Below are 18,061 nucleotides of genomic sequence, written 5' to 3' on the forward strand. Positions count from 1 at the left end.
AGCCGACCGCGCCACTGCCTCCATCGCGGCAGAAAGCGCAAATGGCCCATGGACCTCCAGGGCCGTCCAGCGGTAGCTTCACTCCAGTGTTGTTAGAGAACCCGGGTGCCGGCCTCTTCGCCGGCTACACTCCCCTCCCCGGCGCCTACGACGAGCTGTTTGGTCGAGACGGCGCTCCTCGCCCCGAGTTCCTGCGCACTGCCACGCTCCTCGGCGCGCTCGCGCCGAACGAGTTCGCGCGCGCGCAGCACCTCGCGGAGCTCGCCCTGCTCAACCAGGGCGTCACGTTCTCGGTCTACGCGGATCAGCGCGGCGCGGAGAAGATCTTCCCGCTCTGCCTCATCCCCCGGATGCTCTCCGCGGCGGACTGGGCCCACATGGAGCGGGGCCTCGAGCAGCGCGTCCGCGCGCTCGGCCTCTTCCTCGACGACGTCTACGGGGACCAGCGCATCCTCAAGGAGGAGCGCGTCCCCCGGGACCTCGTGCTCGGCTCCGGGCAGTACCTGAAGCAGGTGCACGGCCTGCGGCCCCCGGGCGGCGTGCGCATCCACATCGCGGGCGTCGACATCATCCGCGATCCGGCCGGGACCTTCCGGGTCCTCGAGGACAACCTCCGCACGCCGTCCGGCGTCTCCTACGTCCTGGAGAACCGGCTCATCAGCAAGCGCGTCCTGCCGCACCTGCTGGACAAGGCGCGCGTGCAGCGGGTCGACCATTACCCGGCCCGGCTCGCCGAGACGCTGCGCTCGGTGTCGCCCGCGAGCCCGAGCGGCACGAGCGCCGTCGTGCTCACGCCGGGGCCCTACAACTCGGCCTATTTCGAGCACAGCTTCCTCGCGCGCACGATGGGGCTCGAGCTCGTGCAGGCCCCCGACCTGTTCGTCGATCAGGACGAGGTCTTCGTCCGGACGACGCGCGGCCCCCGCCGGGTCCACGTCATCTACCGCCGCATCGACGAGGCGTTCCTCGACCCCGAGGCCTTCCGCCCTGACAGCATGCTCGGCGTGCGCGGCCTGATGCGCGCCTACGCCGCCGGCAACGTCGCGCTCGCGAACGCGCCCGGCAACGGCGTGGCGGACGACAAGGCCGTGTACCCCTTCGTGCCGGAGATGATCCGCTACTACCTCGGCGAGGAGCCGGTCCTCGAGCAGGTCCCCACCTACCTCTGCATGCGCGACGACGACCGGCGCTATGTGCTCGACCACCTCGACCAGCTGGTCGTCAAGGCGGTCGACGAGGCCGGCGGCTACGGCATGCTGATGGGGCCGCAGTCGACCGCCGCGCAGCGCGACGAGTTCCGGGCGCGCATCCAGGCGACGCCGCGCCGCTACATCGCCCAGCACCGGGTCGAGCTCTCGACGAGCCCCACCTGGGACCCGACCGCGAGGACCGCGGTCCCGAGGAGGCTCGACCTGCGCCCCTACGTGCTGACGGGCCGCGACGGCGCGTGGGTGCTGCCCGGCGGGCTCACGCGCGTCGCCCTGGTGGCTGGCTCCTACGTCGTCAACTCGAGCCAGGGCGGGGGCTCGAAGGACACCTGGGTCCTGAAGGGCCCAGGCGAGAGCGCGCAGCGCACGCCCTCGATCGGCGGCTCCGACGCGAGCCCCGCTGCCGCGAACAACGACCCTCCCGGCGCCGCGCCGGGACCTGCCCCCCCGGAGGCCCCGTGATCTCCCGCGTCGCCGATCACTGCTTCTGGTTCGGCCGCTACCTCGAGCGGACCGAGAACATGGCCCGCATCCTCGCCGTCACGCAGAACCTCGCGCTCGACGCCGAGATCCCGGCGCACCAGTGCTGGCTTCCGGTCATCATCGTGGCCGGGCAGAAGGCGCATTTCGGGGCCGAGCACGGCGAGGAGGCCGCGGCCGACGGCGAGCTCGTGCAGCGCTACATGAGCTTCGACGAGGACAACCCGACGAGCCTCCGCAGCTCGATCTCGGCCGCGCGCTGGAACACGCGGTCGATCCGGGAGGTCGTCAGCCTCGAGGTGTGGGAGACCGTCAACGAGCTCCACCTCTGGGTGAACAGCGACGAGGCGCGGGAGGAGTTCAGGTCGAGCCGCTACGCCTTCTACCGGCGCGTACGCCAGCTCACACAGCTCTGCCTCGGGCTCACGCAGAGCACGATGCTCAACGACACGCCGCTCGATTTCATCTGGCTCGGCGTGCTGCTCGAGCGCGTCGGGCAGACCGCGCGCACGCTCGACGTGCACCACCACGCCCTGACCAACCTGCCGCCGCCGCCGCCGTCGGAGATGAGCACCCAGGCGCAGGGCGCGCTGCGCAGGCAGCACCGGGTCGTGGAGACGGCGCTCTGGCTCTCGCTCCTCCGCGCCTGCTCCGGGTTCGAGCCGTTCATGAAGCTCAACCAGGGTCAGGTGAGCGAGCAGGCTGTCGCCCAGTTCCTCCTCTACGAGCCGCGCTTCCCGCGCTCGATCCGGCACTGCGTCCACGCGGCGTTCGCGCGCCTCTGCGAGATCCGGCCGCCGGACAGCGTGGCGCTCCCCGGCGGCGAGAGCCTCGAGCGGCTCCAGCTCCTGCACCAGTGGGTGGCCGACAGGGCCACCGAGGCGTTCGACCCGATGGCGGTCCACGCGGCGCTCACCCATGTGGTCGACGAGACGGCGATGATCTGCGACGGTATCGGTCGCGAGCTGCTCGGTTACGGGCCGCCCGACAGTAGCCCCACGGTCACGAGCCAGTAGCCGCCAGAGTCGCCGACGCACCCATGCCGAATCTCCTCGCGATGTCGTTCGAGGGCGAGCTCGCCCCATGTTTCGATCTCACCTGCCTGCAGCCCGGGCGCAAACTGCCTGACGGCTGGGGCATCGGTTACTACCCCGGCGGCGAGCCGAGCGCCTCGGTGCTCAAGGAGCCGGCGCCGCCGCAGGGGAGCATCCGCAGCGAGCTCGTGAAGGCGTGGGAGCACCTCGAGTCGTCGCTGCTCGTGCTGCACATCCGCACGGCGACGTGGGGCAGCGTCAACGACGCCAACACGCAGCCGTTCAGCCGGAGCTGGGGCGGGCGCGACTGGCTGTTCGCGCACAGCGGCAGCCTCGTCGACCGGATCGAGGTCGATCCGAAATCGCTCTTCCAGCCGGTCGGCTCGACGGACACGGAGCTCATCCTGTGCGAGCTCATGCGCTGGATGGCGTCGGAGAACCTCCGGAGCATCGGCGACATCGATCCGGCGGTGCTGCGCGACTGGTTCGACGAGATGAACGAGCACGGCCCCCTCACGACGGTCCTGGCCGACGGCCGCGATCTGGTGGTCTACGCGGATCGCGATCGCGAGGGGGACGCGTTCCTGTGGGAGGTGCTGCCGCCGTACGAGCGCCTCGCGTTCGGGGACGACGATCTGGAGGTCGACCTGACGCGCCGGGGGGTCAAGAGCCGCAAGGGCGTCATCGTCTCGTCGGAGGAGCTCAAGGTCCACGCGGGCGGGCGGGCGGCGTCCTGGAAGCGCGTGCCGCCGGGGCACCTCGTGGTGCTGCGGCAGGGGGCGCTCCGGGCCACGGCGTCCCCGCGCACCGACCGGCGCAAGCCGTCGTCGTCCACGCCGCCGCTCTCGTCGCGGCCGGTCCGGCGCCCCGTGCACGCGGCGATCCGCCGCTTCCAGGTGGTGCACCGCACGTCGTACCACTACGCGACCGCGGTGGAGCGCAGCACGCACCTCCTGCGGCTGACGCCGGCGCACGACCGGCTTCAGACGCTCCTGCACAACGAGATCGAGGTGTCGGTCGAGGGCCAGCAGCGCGAGTACGACGACGTCTTCGGCAACCGCGCGCGGCGGGTGCTGCTCGACACGCCGTTCCATGATCTCGTCATCGAGTCGAGGTCGCGGGTGGAGCTGCTCGACACCGATCCGCTGAGCTTCCGCCCGCTGCGCGCGCGGTCGACGATCCCGCTCGTGTGGATGCCGTGGCAGCGCCAGGTCCTGCAGCCGTTCCTCCTGCCGCCGGAGCTGGCCGAGAGCGAGCTCGCGGAGCTCATCGAGTACGCGATGACCTTCGTGGAGCGGAACGGCTACGATCTGCTCGACACGCTGCTCGACCTGAACGCGTCGATCTTCGAGGAGTACGAGTACAAGCAGGGGTCGACCAACCTGTTCACGACGGCGTTCGACGTGTACGCGAACCGCCGCGGCGTGTGCCAGGACTTCACGAACCTGTTCATCTGCCTGACGCGGCTGCTCGGCGTGCCGTCGCGCTACGTGTGCGGGTACATCTACACGGGGCCGAAGCACGAGAACCAGCGGCAGAGCGAGGCGTCGCACGCCTGGGTCCAGGTGTACCTGCCGGAGATCGGGTGGAAGGGCTTCGACCCGACGAACGGGATCCTGACGCAGACCGATCACATCCGCGTCGCGGTCGGGCGCAACTACGTGGACGCGACGCCGACCTCGGGCACGATCTACGTGGGTGGCGGGGCGGAGCGCCTCGCGGTCGACGTGCGGGTCGAGCCCATCGATTGAGGAGTGAGGGGCGGCCGGCTCAGGGCCGCGTGGCGCTGGAGGGAGAGGGCCTGAGACCCCCTCATTTTGCAGCCCTTTCCAGCGGGAAAATTGAACAGGGAGACGGGGAGACAGGGAGTATTTTGGAGATTTCCCTCCCCGTCTCCCCGCCTCCCTGTGAATTTTCCCGAGAATCTGAGGGGATACCTCAGGGAGAGGGCGGCCGGCTCAGGGCCGCGTGGCGATCCAGTAGAGGAGCGCGGTCCGGCTGAGGCCGTCGTCGAGCGTGGTGAGCGCCTGCGCGTCCTCCCAGGCCGCCTCCTTGTCGACGGTCGCGTGCGCCGCGATCAGGAACGCTTTCCAGGGGTCCTCCGCGTCCTGCGTGGTCTCCGAGATCACGGGCCACGCGTCCTGGACCCAGTCCTTGGAGATGAGCGACTCCGAGATCGGCGTGATCGGGAGCAGCTGGATCCCATAGACGTACTCGGGGTTGGGGCCGAACCACGTCCCGAAGTCAGCCTTCGTGGACCAGAGCACGCCGACGGCGCCGTTGTTCTTGAACGGCTCGGGGTAGACGGTGCTGTCCGCGGTCACCTGCCAGTACGTCTGCGCCGAGGCCGTCTCCATGGCGAGGAGCACCCGGCCGAGGTTCTCCACGTCCTTGTTCTCGAGCGCCTCGCCGAGCAGCTGCATGCTGTACCAGGCGTTGACGGCCTCGGAGGTCGACTCCTGGTTGCGGCCGTCCGCGAACGGGAACAGCCCTGACGCCCACGAGTGGCCCCTGAACCAATCCATGTTGCGGAACGGCGTGAAGAACGTGTCCTTCGCGCTCGGGTTCGCGATGTCCCGGACGAGCCAGAGCGCCTTGTCACCGTACTCCTCGCGCCACGCCTCATCGCTCTTCGCGAGCACGGCCGCCGCGTAGAGGAAGTAGCCGTAGTGGAAGTGGTGATCGTTGTAATACGCCTGGCCGAAGTCGGCGGTCTGGTCTGCCAGGCCCTTGGTCGTCACGAGGCCGCCCCACGTCGTGTCGTAGACGAGGGGGTTGTCGTTCTGGCCGTTGAGCCACGGGTTGAGGCGCGACTTGAGCCGCGCCCTGAGCTCCTCCGCGAGATCCGCCTTGCCGACCACCTCGGCGATCTGCGCGAGGCGCGCGAGCTTCGCGATCTGCTTGCCCCCGAAATAGGGGTCTGTCCCGGCGACCGCCTCGTCGGGCATGAAGCCCTTGTCCTCCTCGAGGGCCGTGATGATGTCCATGCCCCACTCGTCCGACGCGCGGCGCGGCGCGTCCCAGCCGATCGTGCTGAGCGGGTACTCGAGCTTCCAGCTCGCGCCGGAGATGCCCTTCATCTGGCCGATCACGGTCGGGTACGAGACGTCCGCCGACTTGAACATATCGAGGCGATCCTGATGGTGCGGCAGCGCCATGGTCAGGAGATCGCCCTCGCCCTCGGTCTTCCAGACGAAGCGCACCGTGGCGGTGTCCTCGGTGACCGAGGCCTCGATGTCGCCGCCGACCGGGATGACGGCGGCGTGGTCGTCGAGCGCGGCCGCGGCGTTCGGCCCGGGGACGAGCGCGAGGCGGAGCGAGCCCTCGTACGCCTCGTCCGCCGTCATGGAGAGGGCGTCCCACTCGAGGCTGATCTCGGGGAACGCATAGAGCACCCACGTCTGCCCGTTGTTGAGCGAGATCTCGAATCGATCGCCCGTGACCGTGGTGGGGCTCGTCGACCCGCCGTTGACCTCGGTGATCGCCACGCCGTCGCCGGCGCGGAGGGAGGGGGCGAGCCCGTCGTAGGTGGCCGTCACGTACGGCATTCCGTACACGATGGGCGCCGTCATCGTGCCGCCCTCCGCCGCCCACTCCACGGTGACCGAGAGCAGATCGGCCGACTTGACGGTGTGGCCGGAGAAGGCCTGGCGCGCGCTGAGCGCGAGCTGCGTCAGGTCCGCCGAGGTGACGGACGCGCTCTCCACCACGACGTCGGGCCGGGCGATCGACAGCGCCTGTCCGACCGCCTTGAGGTCGTACGGCGCGGCGTTGATCCGCTGATCGCCCTGGCCGAGCGCGAAGTTCATCCACGTGGCGTTCGTGGGGAGCGGGGCCTTGAGATCGGCCAGCACGGCGCCCGGCGCGAGCGGGTGCTCCGCCTCCGTGAACTCCGGAGCGACGTCCGAAAGCGGCTTGCTGCGGTCGAGATCCCACGTCTCGACCGGCACGCCGCCGGTGCCGCCGGTGCCGCCCTCCCCCCCGCTGCCTCCGCCGCCGCCGTCGCCCTCGGTCACCTTGGGCGGCGGCTCGTCATCGCCGCACGCGGCGATCGCTGAGAGGCAGCTCAGCAAAGCAAAAGTCCGTAGCATCGGATGCTTCAACATCATGATCCAGCTCCCTCGCTCCCTCGCTCCAGCGCTCATCGCTCCACCTGCCACGAAGCGGATCGAGAGATGAGCCCTGGTGTCGTGGTAGTTTCATCGATTTGCAAGCAACGGTACAGATTCTTTCATGAAGCGCCGGGCCCGTCCAGCTTGGCGAGCCCGCCGCCCCCGCGCCGGAGGCCCTCGCGATGCCATCCATCAGGCGATCGACAGCCCGCACGCCGCGAGTCGGCTATGTCGTTGTCCGACGGTTCACGGGATCCTTTATCGCGTCTTCGCAGGCGCCTTGGCCGCGCTCTTCGCAGGCGCCTTGGCCGCGCTCTTCGCGGGCGCCTTGGCCGCGCTCTTCGCGGGCGCCTTGGCCGCGCTCTTCGCGGGCGCCTTGGCCGCGCTCTTCGCGGGCGCCTTGGCCGCGCTCTTCGCGGGCGCCTTGGCCGCGCTCTTCGCGGGCGGCGCCTCGCGGCCGCCGCCTCCGCGCACGAGCGCGAGCACCTCGTCCGCGTGTCCGTCGACCTTCACGGCGCCGAAGGCGTGCTTCACCGCGCGGTCGGGGCCGATGATGAAGGTGCTCCGGATGGTGCCCATCACCTTCTTGCCGTACATCGACTTCTCGCCGTAGACGCCGTAGGCGTTGTGCGCGGCGAGATCCGGATCGCTGAGGAGCGTCACCCCGAGATCGTACTTGTCCCTGAACTTCCGGTGGCGTTCGACGGAGTCGCGGGAGACGCCGAGCACGACGGCGCCGGCCTCGGCGAAGGCGCGCAGGGCCGCGGAGAAGGCCTGGGCCTCGCGCGTGCAGCCGGGGGTGTCGTCCTTTGGATAAAAGTAGAGGACGACCGTCTTGCCCGGGAAATCCGCGAGGCCCACCGTCTTACCGCTGTCGCTTTCGAGAGAGAAATCGGGGGCACGATCGCCTGCATTCACCATCGCTCGTTCGCTCCTTGTCCGCCCGGGCGCAGGGAGGACAGCCCCCCTTCCCCATCGGCGCGCACGATATCACGCGACGTCCCCGGCGTACCACATAGCGCCCCCCGGCCCGCGCCAGCGTCGCCGCGCGCCGCGCGCCGCGCCCAGGCGACGAGTCGGCGGGGCCTCGGCCCGGAGGGCGCGGGCGCTCAGGGCCAGCCCGGATCCGGCTCGGGCGGAGCTTGATTCCGTCCGAGAGCGGCCGCACGACGACTGCGTTCCTCTCCCGGTTTCGCGCGCCTGCGCACAGCCGCGGCGCCCGCCCCGCGAGGCGCGGCGCGCGGCGGCCGGGTGGGAACACACGATCTCGAGGAAATCGCGAGGAGCAGCGTCGCGAAGAGCCCGGCCGGCGGAGCGAGGCCGGGGGGGCGATCGATGATCGATGTGAACCCGCGAACCGAACGAACCGCGCAGGCAACCGCGCGCGCGACCGCGCAGGCAGCGGAGCGTCCCCGGGGCCGGCTTGCCCCCCCAGGCCAACCGAGGTACCCAAGGCACATTCGCAAGGCGCATGGCTGGCGTCATCGAATGAAATGGCATCAGCGCTGCTGGAGGAGATCATGACCCTGCCCGTCCCCGTGTACATCGTCGCAGCGGCCCGGACGCCGATCGGCGCGTTCCTGGGCGCACTCTCGCCCTTGCCCGCCCCCCGCCTGGGTGAGGTCGCCATCCGGGCGGCGCTCGAGCGGGCAAAGCTGTCTCCGGAGGCCGTCGAGGAGGTGTTCCTCGGCAATGTCCTGTCCGCCGGTATCGGGCAGGCTCCGGCCCGGCAGGCCGCCATCTTCGCCGGCATCCCGAGCAAGGTGCCGGCCACCACCGTGAGCAAGGTCTGCGGCTCGGGCCTCCAGGCCGTCCTCTTCGGCGCGAAGACGGTGGCGCTCGGCGACGCGGACGTCGTCGTCGCCGGCGGCATGGAGTCGATGTCGAACGTGCCCTACTACCTCCCGCAGGCGCGCTCGGGCTACCGCATGGGCGACGGCAAGCTCGTGGACGGCATGATCCACGATGGCCTGTGGGATCCGTACGGCAACTTCCACATGGGCACCGCGGGCGACGCGTGCGCCAGGGAGCACGGCTTCTCGCGGGAGGCGCAGGACGAGTACGCGAAGGAGAGCTTCCGCCGCGCGGTCGCGGCCCAGCGCGAGGGGCTCTTCGCCGCGGAGATCGCGCCCGTCTCCGTCGCGCAGAAGAAGGGCGACGCCGTGATCGTGAAGGAGGACGAGGGCCCGCCTGCCGGCAAGCCCGAGAAGTTCGCGTCCCTGAAGCCCGCGTTCCAGAAGGACGGGACGATCACCGCGGCCAACGCGTCGTCGATCAACGACGGCGCGAGCGCGCTCGTCCTGGCGAGCGAGCGGGCCGTCAAGGAGCACAAGCTCACGCCGCTGGCGCGGATCGTCGGCTATGGCGGCGCCGCGCAGGCGCCCGAGTGGTTCACGACGGCGCCGGCCGCGGCCATCGCGAACACCACGAAGAAGCTCGGCATCCCGACGGACCAGATCGACCTCTTCGAGGTGAACGAGGCGTTCGCGGTGGTGGCGCTCGCCGTGAACAAGCTCTCCGGGCTCGACGCCCAGAAGGTCAACGTCCGCGGCGGCGCGGTCGCGCTCGGCCACCCGATCGGCGCGAGCGGGGCGCGCATCCTGACGACGCTGCTCTTCGCCATGAAGGACCGGAACGCGAAGCGCGGCCTGGCCACGCTCTGCATCGGCGGCGGCGAGGCGCTCGCGGTCGTCGTGGAGCGGTGATCCGCCCGCAGCCCGTCGGGCCCGGCGTGCGCGGCGTGGAGGCCTTCCCCGCGCGCACGCCGACCCTGCCGCCCGCGACCCACACGAACAGCTACGCGCTCGGCGGCGGCGAGGTGCTGCTCGTCGAGCCGGCCACGCCGTACGAGGACGAGCGCCGCGAGTGGCTCGCGTGGGCGCGCGGCTTCGCCTCCCAGGGGCGGTCGCTCGTGGCGATCGCGGTGACCCACCACCACGCCGATCACGTCGGCGGCGCGCGCTTCTTCGCGGCCGAGCTCGGCTTGCCGGTCTGGGGGCACGCCGAGGCGGCCCCGCGCCTCCCGGGCGTCCCGCTCGCGCGCCGCCTCGCGGACGGGGAGGTGGTGCGGCTCGGCGGGCCGGAGCCGACGGCGCTGCGGGTGCTCCACACGCCGGGGCACGCGCCCGACCACCTCTGCTTCCTCGACGAGGCGCAGGGCGCCCTGGTCTGCGGTGACATGGTGGCCGGCGAGGGGACCATCCTGATCGATCCCCGGGAGGGCGACATGGCGGAGTACCTCGCGCAGCTCGATCGGCTCGCGGGGCTCGGGGCGCGGGTCGCGCTGCCGGCGCACGGCGGGCCGATCGGCGCGCCGGAGGCGCTGTTCCGGCGCTACATCGCGCACCGGCTTGGGCGGGAGCGGCTGGTGCTCGCGGCGCTCGAGGCGGCCGGCGCGGGCGGCGAGGGCGGCGCGAGCGGCACGTCGCTCGACGCGCTCTTGCCGGTCGCCTATGCGGACACGGCGCCGCTCGTCTGGCCGCTCGCGCGGCTGAGCCTCGAGGCTCACCTGATCAAGCTGGAGCGCGAGGGGCGGGTGGTGCGCCGCGAGGACCGATGGCGGCGCGCGGCGGAGAACGACGCCTGACCGCGCGCCGGGCAGAGCGGGATCACCTCGCGGAGGCGTCGCGCAGGCGTTCACCGCCGTACCGGGCGATGAAGCGCCGCGGTGATGCCTGGCGACGCCATGGCGGAGCTGCGGACGCCGCGGGGCACGGCGAGGACAAGAGCGGCGTCGCGCCCGTCCTGCTTCTGGCCGGGCGCACGACAGTCATATCTCCATGTTCATGACACGGCGGACTTCGCCGAGGGTCTGTTCAGCCACCGCGCGCGCGTCCCTGATTCCATTGCGGAGAACCGACTGAATGTAGTCGGGATTGGCTTCGAGCTCACGCCGCTTCGCCCTGATCGGGCGGAGAAACTCGTTGAGCGTCTCAGAGAGAAGCGATTTGAGCTTGCCGCCTCCCCCGTCGCCGATCCGCGCGGCCACCGCGTGCGGATCCTCCCCGGTCGCGAGCGACACGAGGAGAAGCAGGTTGGACACCTCAGGCCTCTTTTCGGGGTCAAACGTGACGACGCGGTCGGAGTCGGTCTTCGCCTTCTTGATCAGGGCCACTGTCTCGTCTTCCGTGGAGCTGAGCATCACGGCGTTTCCCCTGCTCTTGCTCATCTTCTGGGATCCGTCGAGCCCGAGGATGACAGGAGCTTTACTGAGCAGCGGCTGCGGCTCGGGAAAGACCGGCTGTCTCTTCGCGAACCGGTCATTGAACCGGCGCGCGATGGTCCTTGTGATTTCGAGATGAGGGAGCTGGTCTTTTCCCACCGGCACGAGGTTTCCCTTGCAGAAGAGGATATCGGCCGCCTGGTGAACCGGGTACACGTACATCCCCGCGTTGATCCTCTTGAGGCCCGCAGCCTGAATTTCCTCTTTCACCGTAGGGTTCCGGTCGAGCTCCGCGTTCGTCACGAGCGTGAGGAATGGAAGCGTGAGCTGATTCAGCTCGGGAACATGACTGTGAGGAAATATCACGAGATTGCCGGCTTCGGGGTCGAGCCCGGCCGAGATATAGTCGATGACGAGCTGGCGCATGTTCTCGGAGATGTTCTCGAACGTATCCCTGTCGGTGAGGACCTGATAATCGGCGATGACGACGTACGTGGGCACTCCGAGCTCGTGGATCCTGACGCGGTTCTGCAGCGATCCGAACAGATGACCTACATGGAGTCTCCCTGTCGGCCGGTCTCCGGTCAGTGCGCGGTACTTCTTTGGATTCTTCGGAAGATCTTCCTCGATCTTCCTGCTTCGCTCAACGGCAGCTTCGAACGTTCCGTATTCAACTCTGTCGTCGCCTTCAATCGCTCGTGTTTCCATCCTGGCCCCTGCGATAGCTTGACGTGCCGAAGCGGCTGAGCCGAACGAGCATAGCGAAGAACCCGGGCCCTGGTCAATATTTTTCCGGATCGCACCTCAGCCATTAGCGGAGCTCATTCCCCGCAGGCGACCGAGTGAAGGGCTGCGCCTCGGGTGCACAGACGACTTGTCTGATGCGCTCAAGCCCAGCTGGGGTGGTCGAAGCGCGCGCTCCTGCGCGATGAGGTGGAGCGGAGGCCGGACACGGCGGATCTCAGGAGAGGACCTTGAGGTGCCTGCCGCGCGGCGCGGGAGGCACATACCGTCCTGCACCCGTCGTCGCCGGCGCGTGGTCCAACCAGAATTGACGAGACTTCAACCGCTCCGGGTCGGTCCCTGCACCGAGCAGCTGCAGCAGCTCCGAGGTGAACAGCGTCAATCTTCCGTGGAGCTTCTCGACGATCATCTGCCGCAGCCACGGCCTGTCGGAGCTGCGGTTCCAGAACAGCTTGATCATCTTCTGGTGCAGCCGCGCCAGCTCGAGGTCCTCCGCGGACATGGCGTCGCTCCGCTGGATGACGCAGCTCCGCGCCGTATCGTACGTGAAGCCCATGCCCTGGATATCCCGCTTCAGCTCTGCGTTGGGCAGGATCTTGAGCGTGCTCGAGAAGATCGCGACGTCCCCCAGCCCGAAGCAGTAGTCGATGGTCGCCAGCCAATCGGAGAGCGACTCCCCGGGCAGGCCGATGATGGTATCGATGTACACGTTGATGCCCGACGCGATCAGCATCTGGACCGAAGCCGCGACCCTCTCGAAGTTGTTGCGTCGCTTGATGAACTCCAGAGTTTGACTCTTCGTCGACTGCAACCCGAGCTCGACGCTCTTGATCCCGGCCATCCGCATCAGCTCGACCATCTCCTGGTCACAGCGCTCCGGCTTGACCTCCGCCTCGATTTCGAGCTCATGGCCATGCGCTATGATGAACCTGAGGATCTCCTTCGTCCTGGCTGGAGAGACGTTGAACGTGCTGTCCAGGAACACGATTTTCCTGGGCGCGAGCGCGAAGATCTCCGAGAGGTCCTTCTTGATCCGCTCCATCGAGTGCGAGCGGAACGCCTTGGCGCCCTGATCGCAGAACGTGCACAGGTACGGGCAGCCTCTGGCGCTCTCGTACAACGCCACCCCCGTGGCGGCGACTATCTGCCGCAGATCATCGAGATCGGCGTAGGGGCTGGGCAGGTAGTCGATGCACTTCTCGTACGTCGGCTCGCCGCCCCAGCGCACGACGCCCGCGGCGAGCACCCCCACGTTCTCGATACCTGACGGGACCGCTCCACCACGAGCGATCCCCTCGACGATGTGCAACAGGGGGATCTCGCCTTCGCCGACCACGGCCGCGTTCACGGTGCCGTCGATCAGGAGCCGCTCGACCTCTGCGGCTCCCTTTTCGATTTGGGGGCCGCCCAGGATGATGAACCTCGAGTCCGACAGGGCGCGCACACGCCTCGCGATCTCGAGGTTCTTCTGCTCGTTCCACACGAAGCACGAGAGGCCGATGATATCCGCCTGCTCTCCCTCGATGTGCGCCAGGATGTCGTCCAGGGGCGCGCCGCACTTGAACGACCTGACCTCGACGGTCAGCCGCGCGACGTGCAGCCTCAAGTATGCCTTCAGCGCATAGAGCCCGAACGGGTAAGCGTTGTAGCCGTCGTCCGCCAGATCTATCAGCACCAGTTTCATGTGACCACCTGACTCCTACGTCGACCAACCAAGATGGCGAGGCTCGCGAGCGCCAGCAGCAGCCCCAGCAAGAGCAGCTGAACGTCCGCCTCGACGCGCTCGGACAGGAGGACCACGGCCAGGGTGGACAGCATGGATCCGCCGAGCATGGTCAACCTCAAGAGCGACGACAGCCGCCCGATCATGTGCACCTCGGCGCTCTCCTGGACCAGCGCTCTCGTCGCCACGCCGAGGTTCACGAACAGGAATCCGAACACGAAGATCAGGAGGCCGATCAGGGGCCGGCCCAGCGAGGGGACCGCTGCGAGGACGCAGAGCACGAGGCCCATTCCCCCAGAAGTCCAGGGCGCGTGCTTGTCCGCGCGCAGCGGGGACCTGGCCGCGAGGCGCGATCCGAGCAGTACACCCGCGCCCTGGGCGGCCATCATCATGGAGATGCCGTTGAGCCCGATCGATCGCAGCCTGAAGAAATAGATGAACAGAATGCCCAGCGAGCCGACGGCAACGTACGTGGCGAACTGGACAAAATACACCATCCGCAGCGCGGGGCGGTTGGACAGGTACGAGGCGGCGTCGCGGATGTCGCGGTGGAAGCTGACGCGCCCCCCGCGCGGCTGTGGATCCCTGATGTAGACGTGGCTCGCCGCGCTGAGGAGGAAGCTCGCGGCGTTCAGCGCGAAGACCGCCTTGTAGCCCACCACCCCGGCCAACCAGGCGCCGGAGGCCGGCCCAAGGATGAGCGTGGCGCCCTGCACCGCCGAGAAGAGCGACTGCGCCTTGAGCACGCCTTCGTGTCCGACGTTGTTCTTCATCACCGCCTGCTGGAGCGGAAAGAAGACCGAGGACGCGACGCTGTTGATCGCCGCCAGGATGAGTATGACGACGACGGGCGTCGCTCCGCTCACCGCCAACAGGCACGCCACCGACGCGCCGCGCGCCGCCTCGGCGATCACCGTGAGCTTTCGGTGCGAGAGGTTATCCACGAGGACGCCCACGAACGGCACCGCGACGAGCGCGAAGACCCCCTCGACTGCGAAGATCGCGGTGCTGTGGAGCTTGGATCCGGTGAGCTCGTAGTACCAGTACGGCAACAGCAGGACGTGCATGTTGTTGAACAGGATCGAGATCGACTGGATGACTGCGTATCTGCGGAATGCTCGGTCCATGGCGGCTCGACTTCGCGGCGTCAGGTCACAGGGAGCTCATCGAGTGGCTATATTTCGACGAGTGCAGGAGCACCGCGTCGGAGACGCGCTCCCTGAAGCCGGCGACCTCGCGGAGAAAACGGTCGTCCGCTCGCTCGCCATTGCACTCAAACTCGACGGCGTAAAACCGCAGCAGATGCGTGTTGTCGGTCGCGTACGCATCGACGACGTCGAACGTGATGAACACAGGCTGCGGGACGGTCTGCACCACGACGTTCCGCCGCTCCGACACGAGAACGAGCCTGGGCGCGAGCGGCGCCGAGAGGCCGACCGAGCGCTGAAACACGTCCACCATGGCCTGCACGTCCGCATAGTCGCTGCACTTGAGCTTGCGTTCTTCTCTCGCGACGTAGCCGTCGTAGATGGCGACGTTCCTCTTGTGCAGCAGGCAGTGCGCCCCCCGCGGCTCGGTCACGAAAGAGGCAGACTGTCGCGACCGATGGAGGAGCAGCTGGTCCGAATCGATGTAGACCCGCGACTGGCGCAGCGTGTACTGGAGCGCGTCCTGATAGCGCTGGACGTACATCCCGCGCAGCTCGGGGAAGTCGCGCTCGGCGATGATGAACGAGGCTTCAAATTCCATGAGCTACCTTCTGCCCACGCACAACGCGAAGACGCTCTCCGCGGGGACGCCGAGCGCCGCGGAGAACACGCCCACGGCGTACTGGAGATGTTTCTCTCTCGGGAGGAAGTGACCCGAGCAGTTGTTGATCAGCGCGAAGACGATGTCGGATCCCCCCTTGACGAATATCGCCTCTCCGGAGCAGGCGGAGAGGAGGTCCCGGTCCTCCAGCAGGTGAGCATGGGTGACCCTCGCGCCGTCCTTCCGGAAGAACATGTCGTGAACCGCCATGGGCTCCGGGTTGATGATGATCTCGCCCCGCCTGTCGATCGAGTAGATGTAAAATACAGCGTCGGCGACGCTGCGCGGGTCGAGGCGACGGTACGCACATCCGCTGAGCGGCGCTCCGCCGGGCCGCTGGGCGATGAACGCTTCCCGATCGTACTGAAGATACGAGCGCCCGCCGAGGTCGACCTCGCGGACGTGATCCGCGTGGATGCTCGGGAGCAGGCTCGTTGATACTTCGGCGTAGTGATCCCTGAGCAGCGAGTAGCGGGACATCACGTCCACGTTCTTCCGTACGTCTCCGCAGCGCCAGTTCTGCTGCAGGCAGTCGAGGAACTGCACGTACTTGACCAGCAACGCCGCGCTCGAGTAGTAGCCGTAGCGGTCAACCAGGGACTGAAATTCGCTGTTTCGCATCTGCGTCACATGATTTTTTCGAATTCCATGTTACATGCGCCGACCCCGGCCACGTGACGCGGAGTCGGTCGACAACGAGGACAGGAGCGAACGCCAGGGAAGGTCGAGCGACGCACGGCGGCGCCGCGGCGAGACCCTCCCTGGCGCTCCCCTGGTCTACGCCCAGACCTGTAGGATCAGGTCTCGGGCCACATCGCGATGCTCAGGCGGTTGTTCACCTCGCTCTCCTCGATCCGGCGGACGGCCTGCAGGACGTTGTCGAGCGTGATGCGGCTCAGGGCCGGCGAGGCATCGTTGGTCTGCTGAACGGCGGCATTGTTGGCGATCTCGGTGTTCATATTTGCTCCTGTATACTGTACTGGGTTGGTGTCATGCCCGAGCGACGGCGCTCAGGCGTCCATGTGCGAGTGGAAGACAAAGCAAGACGATTCGGAGGATGCCAAGGGCGAATCGCCACGCTCACCTCAGGGGACAGAACGCTCCTTGCGCGAGCGAGCGCCCCTGGGTCTCATCCTCGGAAGCCGTTACGACGATCTCTTCGATATCAAGCGGACAATTCCCCCTTTTCAACTCGGCTCCATCGCCGGACCGTTGTTGTTTTGTGTGACGCCGCGTATCTGGTCAAGCATGCATTGCGACGGTATCTTGCTCGATGGTTTGGCTGCTTGAGACGGTAAGCGGAGTTGGGCGATCGATGGAGAATCACACCATGATTCGTTTGGTCAATCGGACAGCTGAGCGCGCTCCGCTGCGTCGACTATCCTGCGTCGCCGCGACCAGCTCGCAGTGAGCTTACCCCTGCTCCTCCCACCAGGTGATGTTGGTTCAGCCGAGCTCCCCTCGAGGCGGCAAGCGCCTGTCATCGACAGGCATATCCGGCCGCTCGCATGGCCCCCGCAGGGAGGGCGCCGCGCCCGACGATGGTCAAATCACAGTCTCGATCGTTTGTCGCAGGGTGCACGCGTCTCCGCTTGCACGACCGGACCCCGCGAGCAGCATTGCACGTTATTGCACGTTCCGCGCCATCGTGGGAGCCGCTCCAAGTCGGCCCGATCCGCGCGCGACTGAGCGTGTTGAGGCCTCAGCCGCTGCGGCGGTCAGGCGTGCTGGGATGGCCGCCATGACATGGCACGGCCGGATGTCACGATCCTAGCGTGACATGTCACATGACATGTCACAGCGCCGGCGTGGCCGCTCGCTCGGATGCGCCTCGAAAATTCATCCGTTCAAGCTGGAGCGCGAGGGGAAGGCCGGGCGCCGCGAGAGCCGATGGCGGCGCGCGGCGGGGAATGGCGCCTGACGGCGCGGCCGGGCGAAGAGGGCTCACCTCGCGGAGGCGTCGCCGCTCGCGCGCCGCGCGTCGCGGTCGCGCTGCCGCTCGGCGATCCGGCGTGCCCGCTCGGCCCGCTCCGAGGCGATCTGGCTCGGGGATTTCGTGCCTGCCTTGATGGACTCCGCAGCCCAGGACTTCGCGGCGTCCTTGCTGGACATGGAGCAAACAGGACCTGTGGCGGTCGACGTCAAGGTGGTTGCGCGGCCCGACGAGCGGCGCGCGCGCGGCGCGGTCCCCCGCGCCGTAGCGGCCGATCACCTCCTGGATCGCGACGACGGGGCCGTAGACGAGCCGCCGCGCGCTGATGAGGACCGAGGACGCGCCCGCCATGAAGAAGAGGACGGCCGCGACGCCGGCGGTGGTCGCGCGCCGGCCCAGACGCTCTACGAGCGCCTGGGACGCACGGGCCTGATGGAGGTTGATCTCGACCAGGCGGTCGAGGGCCTTGAACGCCTCGTCGAAAGCGAGCGAATCGGTGGCCAGCGCCGGCGCGTCCGGCGAGGGGGGTGAGTCGCCGGCATCGCCGGCTCGACGCCCGACGAGGTATTCGTCGACGCGCCGCTCTGCGTCGACGAGCACGCCGCTCTCTTCCTGGCTGCTCACGTAACGGTGAGCGTCCGCAAGGCCCTCCCTTAGCTCGATCTCCCACTCGTGGAAGGTGGAGATCGGCCCGCCGCTGGCGGACCCGCCGCCGCGGTGGATCTGATGTGCATCGCGGAGGAGATCGATCTGCAGGCTGTGCACCAGGCGGACGCTCTCGATCGCGTCGCCGAGGATCCCGGTGGCCTGCTGCATGGTCGCCGAGGCGGCCATGAGCGCGGCGACCACGGCGATC

The 18,061-nt window shown here is 68.4% G+C and carries 14 protein-coding genes; 5 read left to right on the forward strand and 9 right to left on the reverse strand.

All coding sequences use genetic code 11. From position 1 onward, the window contains the following. The first annotated feature begins 41 nt into the window (after positions 1-41). The 3 genes from WMF12_RS37010 to WMF12_RS37020 are packed head-to-tail and all read left to right on the forward strand — an operon-like array spanning position 42 to position 4,473. Positions 42-1,670: a circularly permuted type 2 ATP-grasp protein gene (locus WMF12_RS37010; protein ID WP_437852819.1), complete on the forward strand. Its 1,629-nt coding sequence runs from the start codon at positions 42-44 to the stop codon at positions 1,668-1,670. Continuing rightward, positions 1,667-2,704 (forward strand): alpha-E domain-containing protein, encoded by a 1,038-nt coding sequence (locus WMF12_RS37015; protein ID WP_437852821.1) that lies wholly within the window; start codon positions 1,667-1,669, stop codon positions 2,702-2,704. Before WMF12_RS37010 ends, WMF12_RS37015 begins: the two co-directional genes overlap by 4 nt. Before the next feature lie 23 nt (positions 2,705-2,727). Further along, positions 2,728-4,473 carry a class II glutamine amidotransferase gene (locus tag WMF12_RS37020; protein WP_437852822.1) on the forward strand — a complete coding sequence of 582 codons (1,746 nt, stop codon included), beginning with the start codon at positions 2,728-2,730 and terminating at the stop codon, positions 4,471-4,473. Positions 4,474-4,680: 207 nt separating this feature from the next. On the opposite strand, the gene WMF12_RS37025 is transcribed toward WMF12_RS37020, so the two are convergent. Continuing rightward, complete coding sequence (locus WMF12_RS37025) at positions 4,681-6,831, reverse strand: glucan endo-1,3-beta-D-glucosidase (protein WP_437852824.1); 2,151 nt, start codon at positions 6,829-6,831, stop codon at positions 4,681-4,683. A 261-nt stretch (positions 6,832-7,092) separates the two neighbouring features. Next, positions 7,093-7,755: a peroxiredoxin gene (locus tag WMF12_RS37030; RefSeq protein ID WP_437852826.1), complete on the reverse strand. Its 663-nt coding sequence runs from the start codon at positions 7,753-7,755 to the stop codon at positions 7,093-7,095. A gap of 599 nt (positions 7,756-8,354) precedes the next feature. On the opposite strand from WMF12_RS37030, the gene WMF12_RS37035 reads away from it, so the two are divergent. Together WMF12_RS37035 and WMF12_RS37040 are read left to right on the forward strand one after the other, a co-directional pair. Beyond that, complete coding sequence (locus tag WMF12_RS37035; protein ID WP_437873932.1) at positions 8,355-9,539, forward strand: acetyl-CoA C-acyltransferase; 1,185 nt, start codon at positions 8,355-8,357, stop codon at positions 9,537-9,539. After that, a complete protein-coding gene (locus WMF12_RS37040) occupies positions 9,536-10,420 on the forward strand; it encodes an MBL fold metallo-hydrolase (RefSeq protein ID WP_437852828.1) in 885 nt (294 codons plus the stop codon). The genes WMF12_RS37035 and WMF12_RS37040 overlap by 4 nt, the downstream gene beginning before the upstream one ends. Before the next feature lie 183 nt (positions 10,421-10,603). Here the strand turns inward: WMF12_RS37040 and trpS are convergent, their stop codons facing one another. From trpS to WMF12_RS37075, 7 genes are all read right to left on the reverse strand, one after another. Then, positions 10,604-11,704: a tryptophan--tRNA ligase gene (trpS, locus tag WMF12_RS37045; RefSeq protein WP_437852830.1), complete on the reverse strand. Its 1,101-nt coding sequence runs from the start codon at positions 11,702-11,704 to the stop codon at positions 10,604-10,606. A gap of 253 nt (positions 11,705-11,957) precedes the next feature. After that, a complete protein-coding gene (locus tag WMF12_RS37050) occupies positions 11,958-13,424 on the reverse strand; it encodes a B12-binding domain-containing radical SAM protein (RefSeq protein ID WP_437852832.1) in 1,467 nt (488 codons plus the stop codon). Further along, positions 13,421-14,590, reverse strand: coding sequence for an MFS transporter (locus WMF12_RS37055; RefSeq protein ID WP_437852834.1), 1,170 nt, complete (start codon positions 14,588-14,590; stop codon positions 13,421-13,423). Before WMF12_RS37055 ends, WMF12_RS37050 begins: the two co-directional genes overlap by 4 nt. A gap of 25 nt (positions 14,591-14,615) precedes the next feature. Next, a complete protein-coding gene (locus WMF12_RS37060; protein WP_437852836.1) occupies positions 14,616-15,212 on the reverse strand; it encodes a hypothetical protein in 597 nt (198 codons plus the stop codon). A gap of 3 nt (positions 15,213-15,215) precedes the next feature. Further along, positions 15,216-15,893: a hypothetical protein gene (locus WMF12_RS37065; RefSeq protein ID WP_437741452.1), complete on the reverse strand. Its 678-nt coding sequence runs from the start codon at positions 15,891-15,893 to the stop codon at positions 15,216-15,218. A gap of 176 nt (positions 15,894-16,069) precedes the next feature. Then, the gene (locus WMF12_RS37070; protein ID WP_437741453.1) at positions 16,070-16,231 is read right to left on the reverse strand and encodes a hypothetical protein; all 162 of its coding nucleotides are present in this window, start codon (positions 16,229-16,231) and stop codon (positions 16,070-16,072) included. 836 nt (positions 16,232-17,067) lie between these two features. Then, complete coding sequence (locus WMF12_RS37075) at positions 17,068-18,054, reverse strand: hypothetical protein (protein WP_437852838.1); 987 nt, start codon at positions 18,052-18,054, stop codon at positions 17,068-17,070. Positions 18,055-18,061 lie beyond the last annotated feature (7 nt).

This window comes from Sorangium sp. So ce363, assembly GCF_051520435.1.
GTDB classification, from domain to species: Bacteria; Myxococcota_A; Polyangia; order Polyangiales; family Polyangiaceae; genus Sorangium; species Sorangium cellulosum_B.

Excerpts from the sequence above, each read along its gene's own strand:
- WMF12_RS37010 (WP_437852819.1), top strand. The coding sequence starts at position 42 with ATGGCCCATGGACCTCCAGGGCCGTCCAGCGGTAGCTTCACTCCAGTG.
- WMF12_RS37020 (WP_437852822.1), top strand. The coding sequence starts at position 2,728 with ATGCCGAATCTCCTCGCGATGTCGTTCGAGGGCGAGCTCGCCCCATGT.
- WMF12_RS37025 (WP_437852824.1), bottom strand. The coding sequence starts at position 6,831 with ATGATGTTGAAGCATCCGATGCTACGGACTTTTGCTTTGCTGAGCTGC.
- WMF12_RS37030 (WP_437852826.1), bottom strand. The coding sequence starts at position 7,755 with ATGGTGAATGCAGGCGATCGTGCCCCCGATTTCTCTCTCGAAAGCGAC.
- WMF12_RS37035 (WP_437873932.1), top strand. The coding sequence starts at position 8,355 with ATGACCCTGCCCGTCCCCGTGTACATCGTCGCAGCGGCCCGGACGCCG.
- trpS (WP_437852830.1), bottom strand. The coding sequence starts at position 11,704 with ATGGAAACACGAGCGATTGAAGGCGACGACAGAGTTGAATACGGAACG.
- WMF12_RS37050 (WP_437852832.1), bottom strand. The coding sequence starts at position 13,424 with ATGAAACTGGTGCTGATAGATCTGGCGGACGACGGCTACAACGCTTAC.
- WMF12_RS37055 (WP_437852834.1), bottom strand. The coding sequence starts at position 14,590 with ATGGACCGAGCATTCCGCAGATACGCAGTCATCCAGTCGATCTCGATC.
- WMF12_RS37060 (WP_437852836.1), bottom strand. The coding sequence starts at position 15,212 with ATGGAATTTGAAGCCTCGTTCATCATCGCCGAGCGCGACTTCCCCGAG.
- WMF12_RS37065 (WP_437741452.1), bottom strand. The coding sequence starts at position 15,893 with ATGCGAAACAGCGAATTTCAGTCCCTGGTTGACCGCTACGGCTACTAC.
- WMF12_RS37070 (WP_437741453.1), bottom strand. The coding sequence starts at position 16,231 with ATGAACACCGAGATCGCCAACAATGCCGCCGTTCAGCAGACCAACGAT.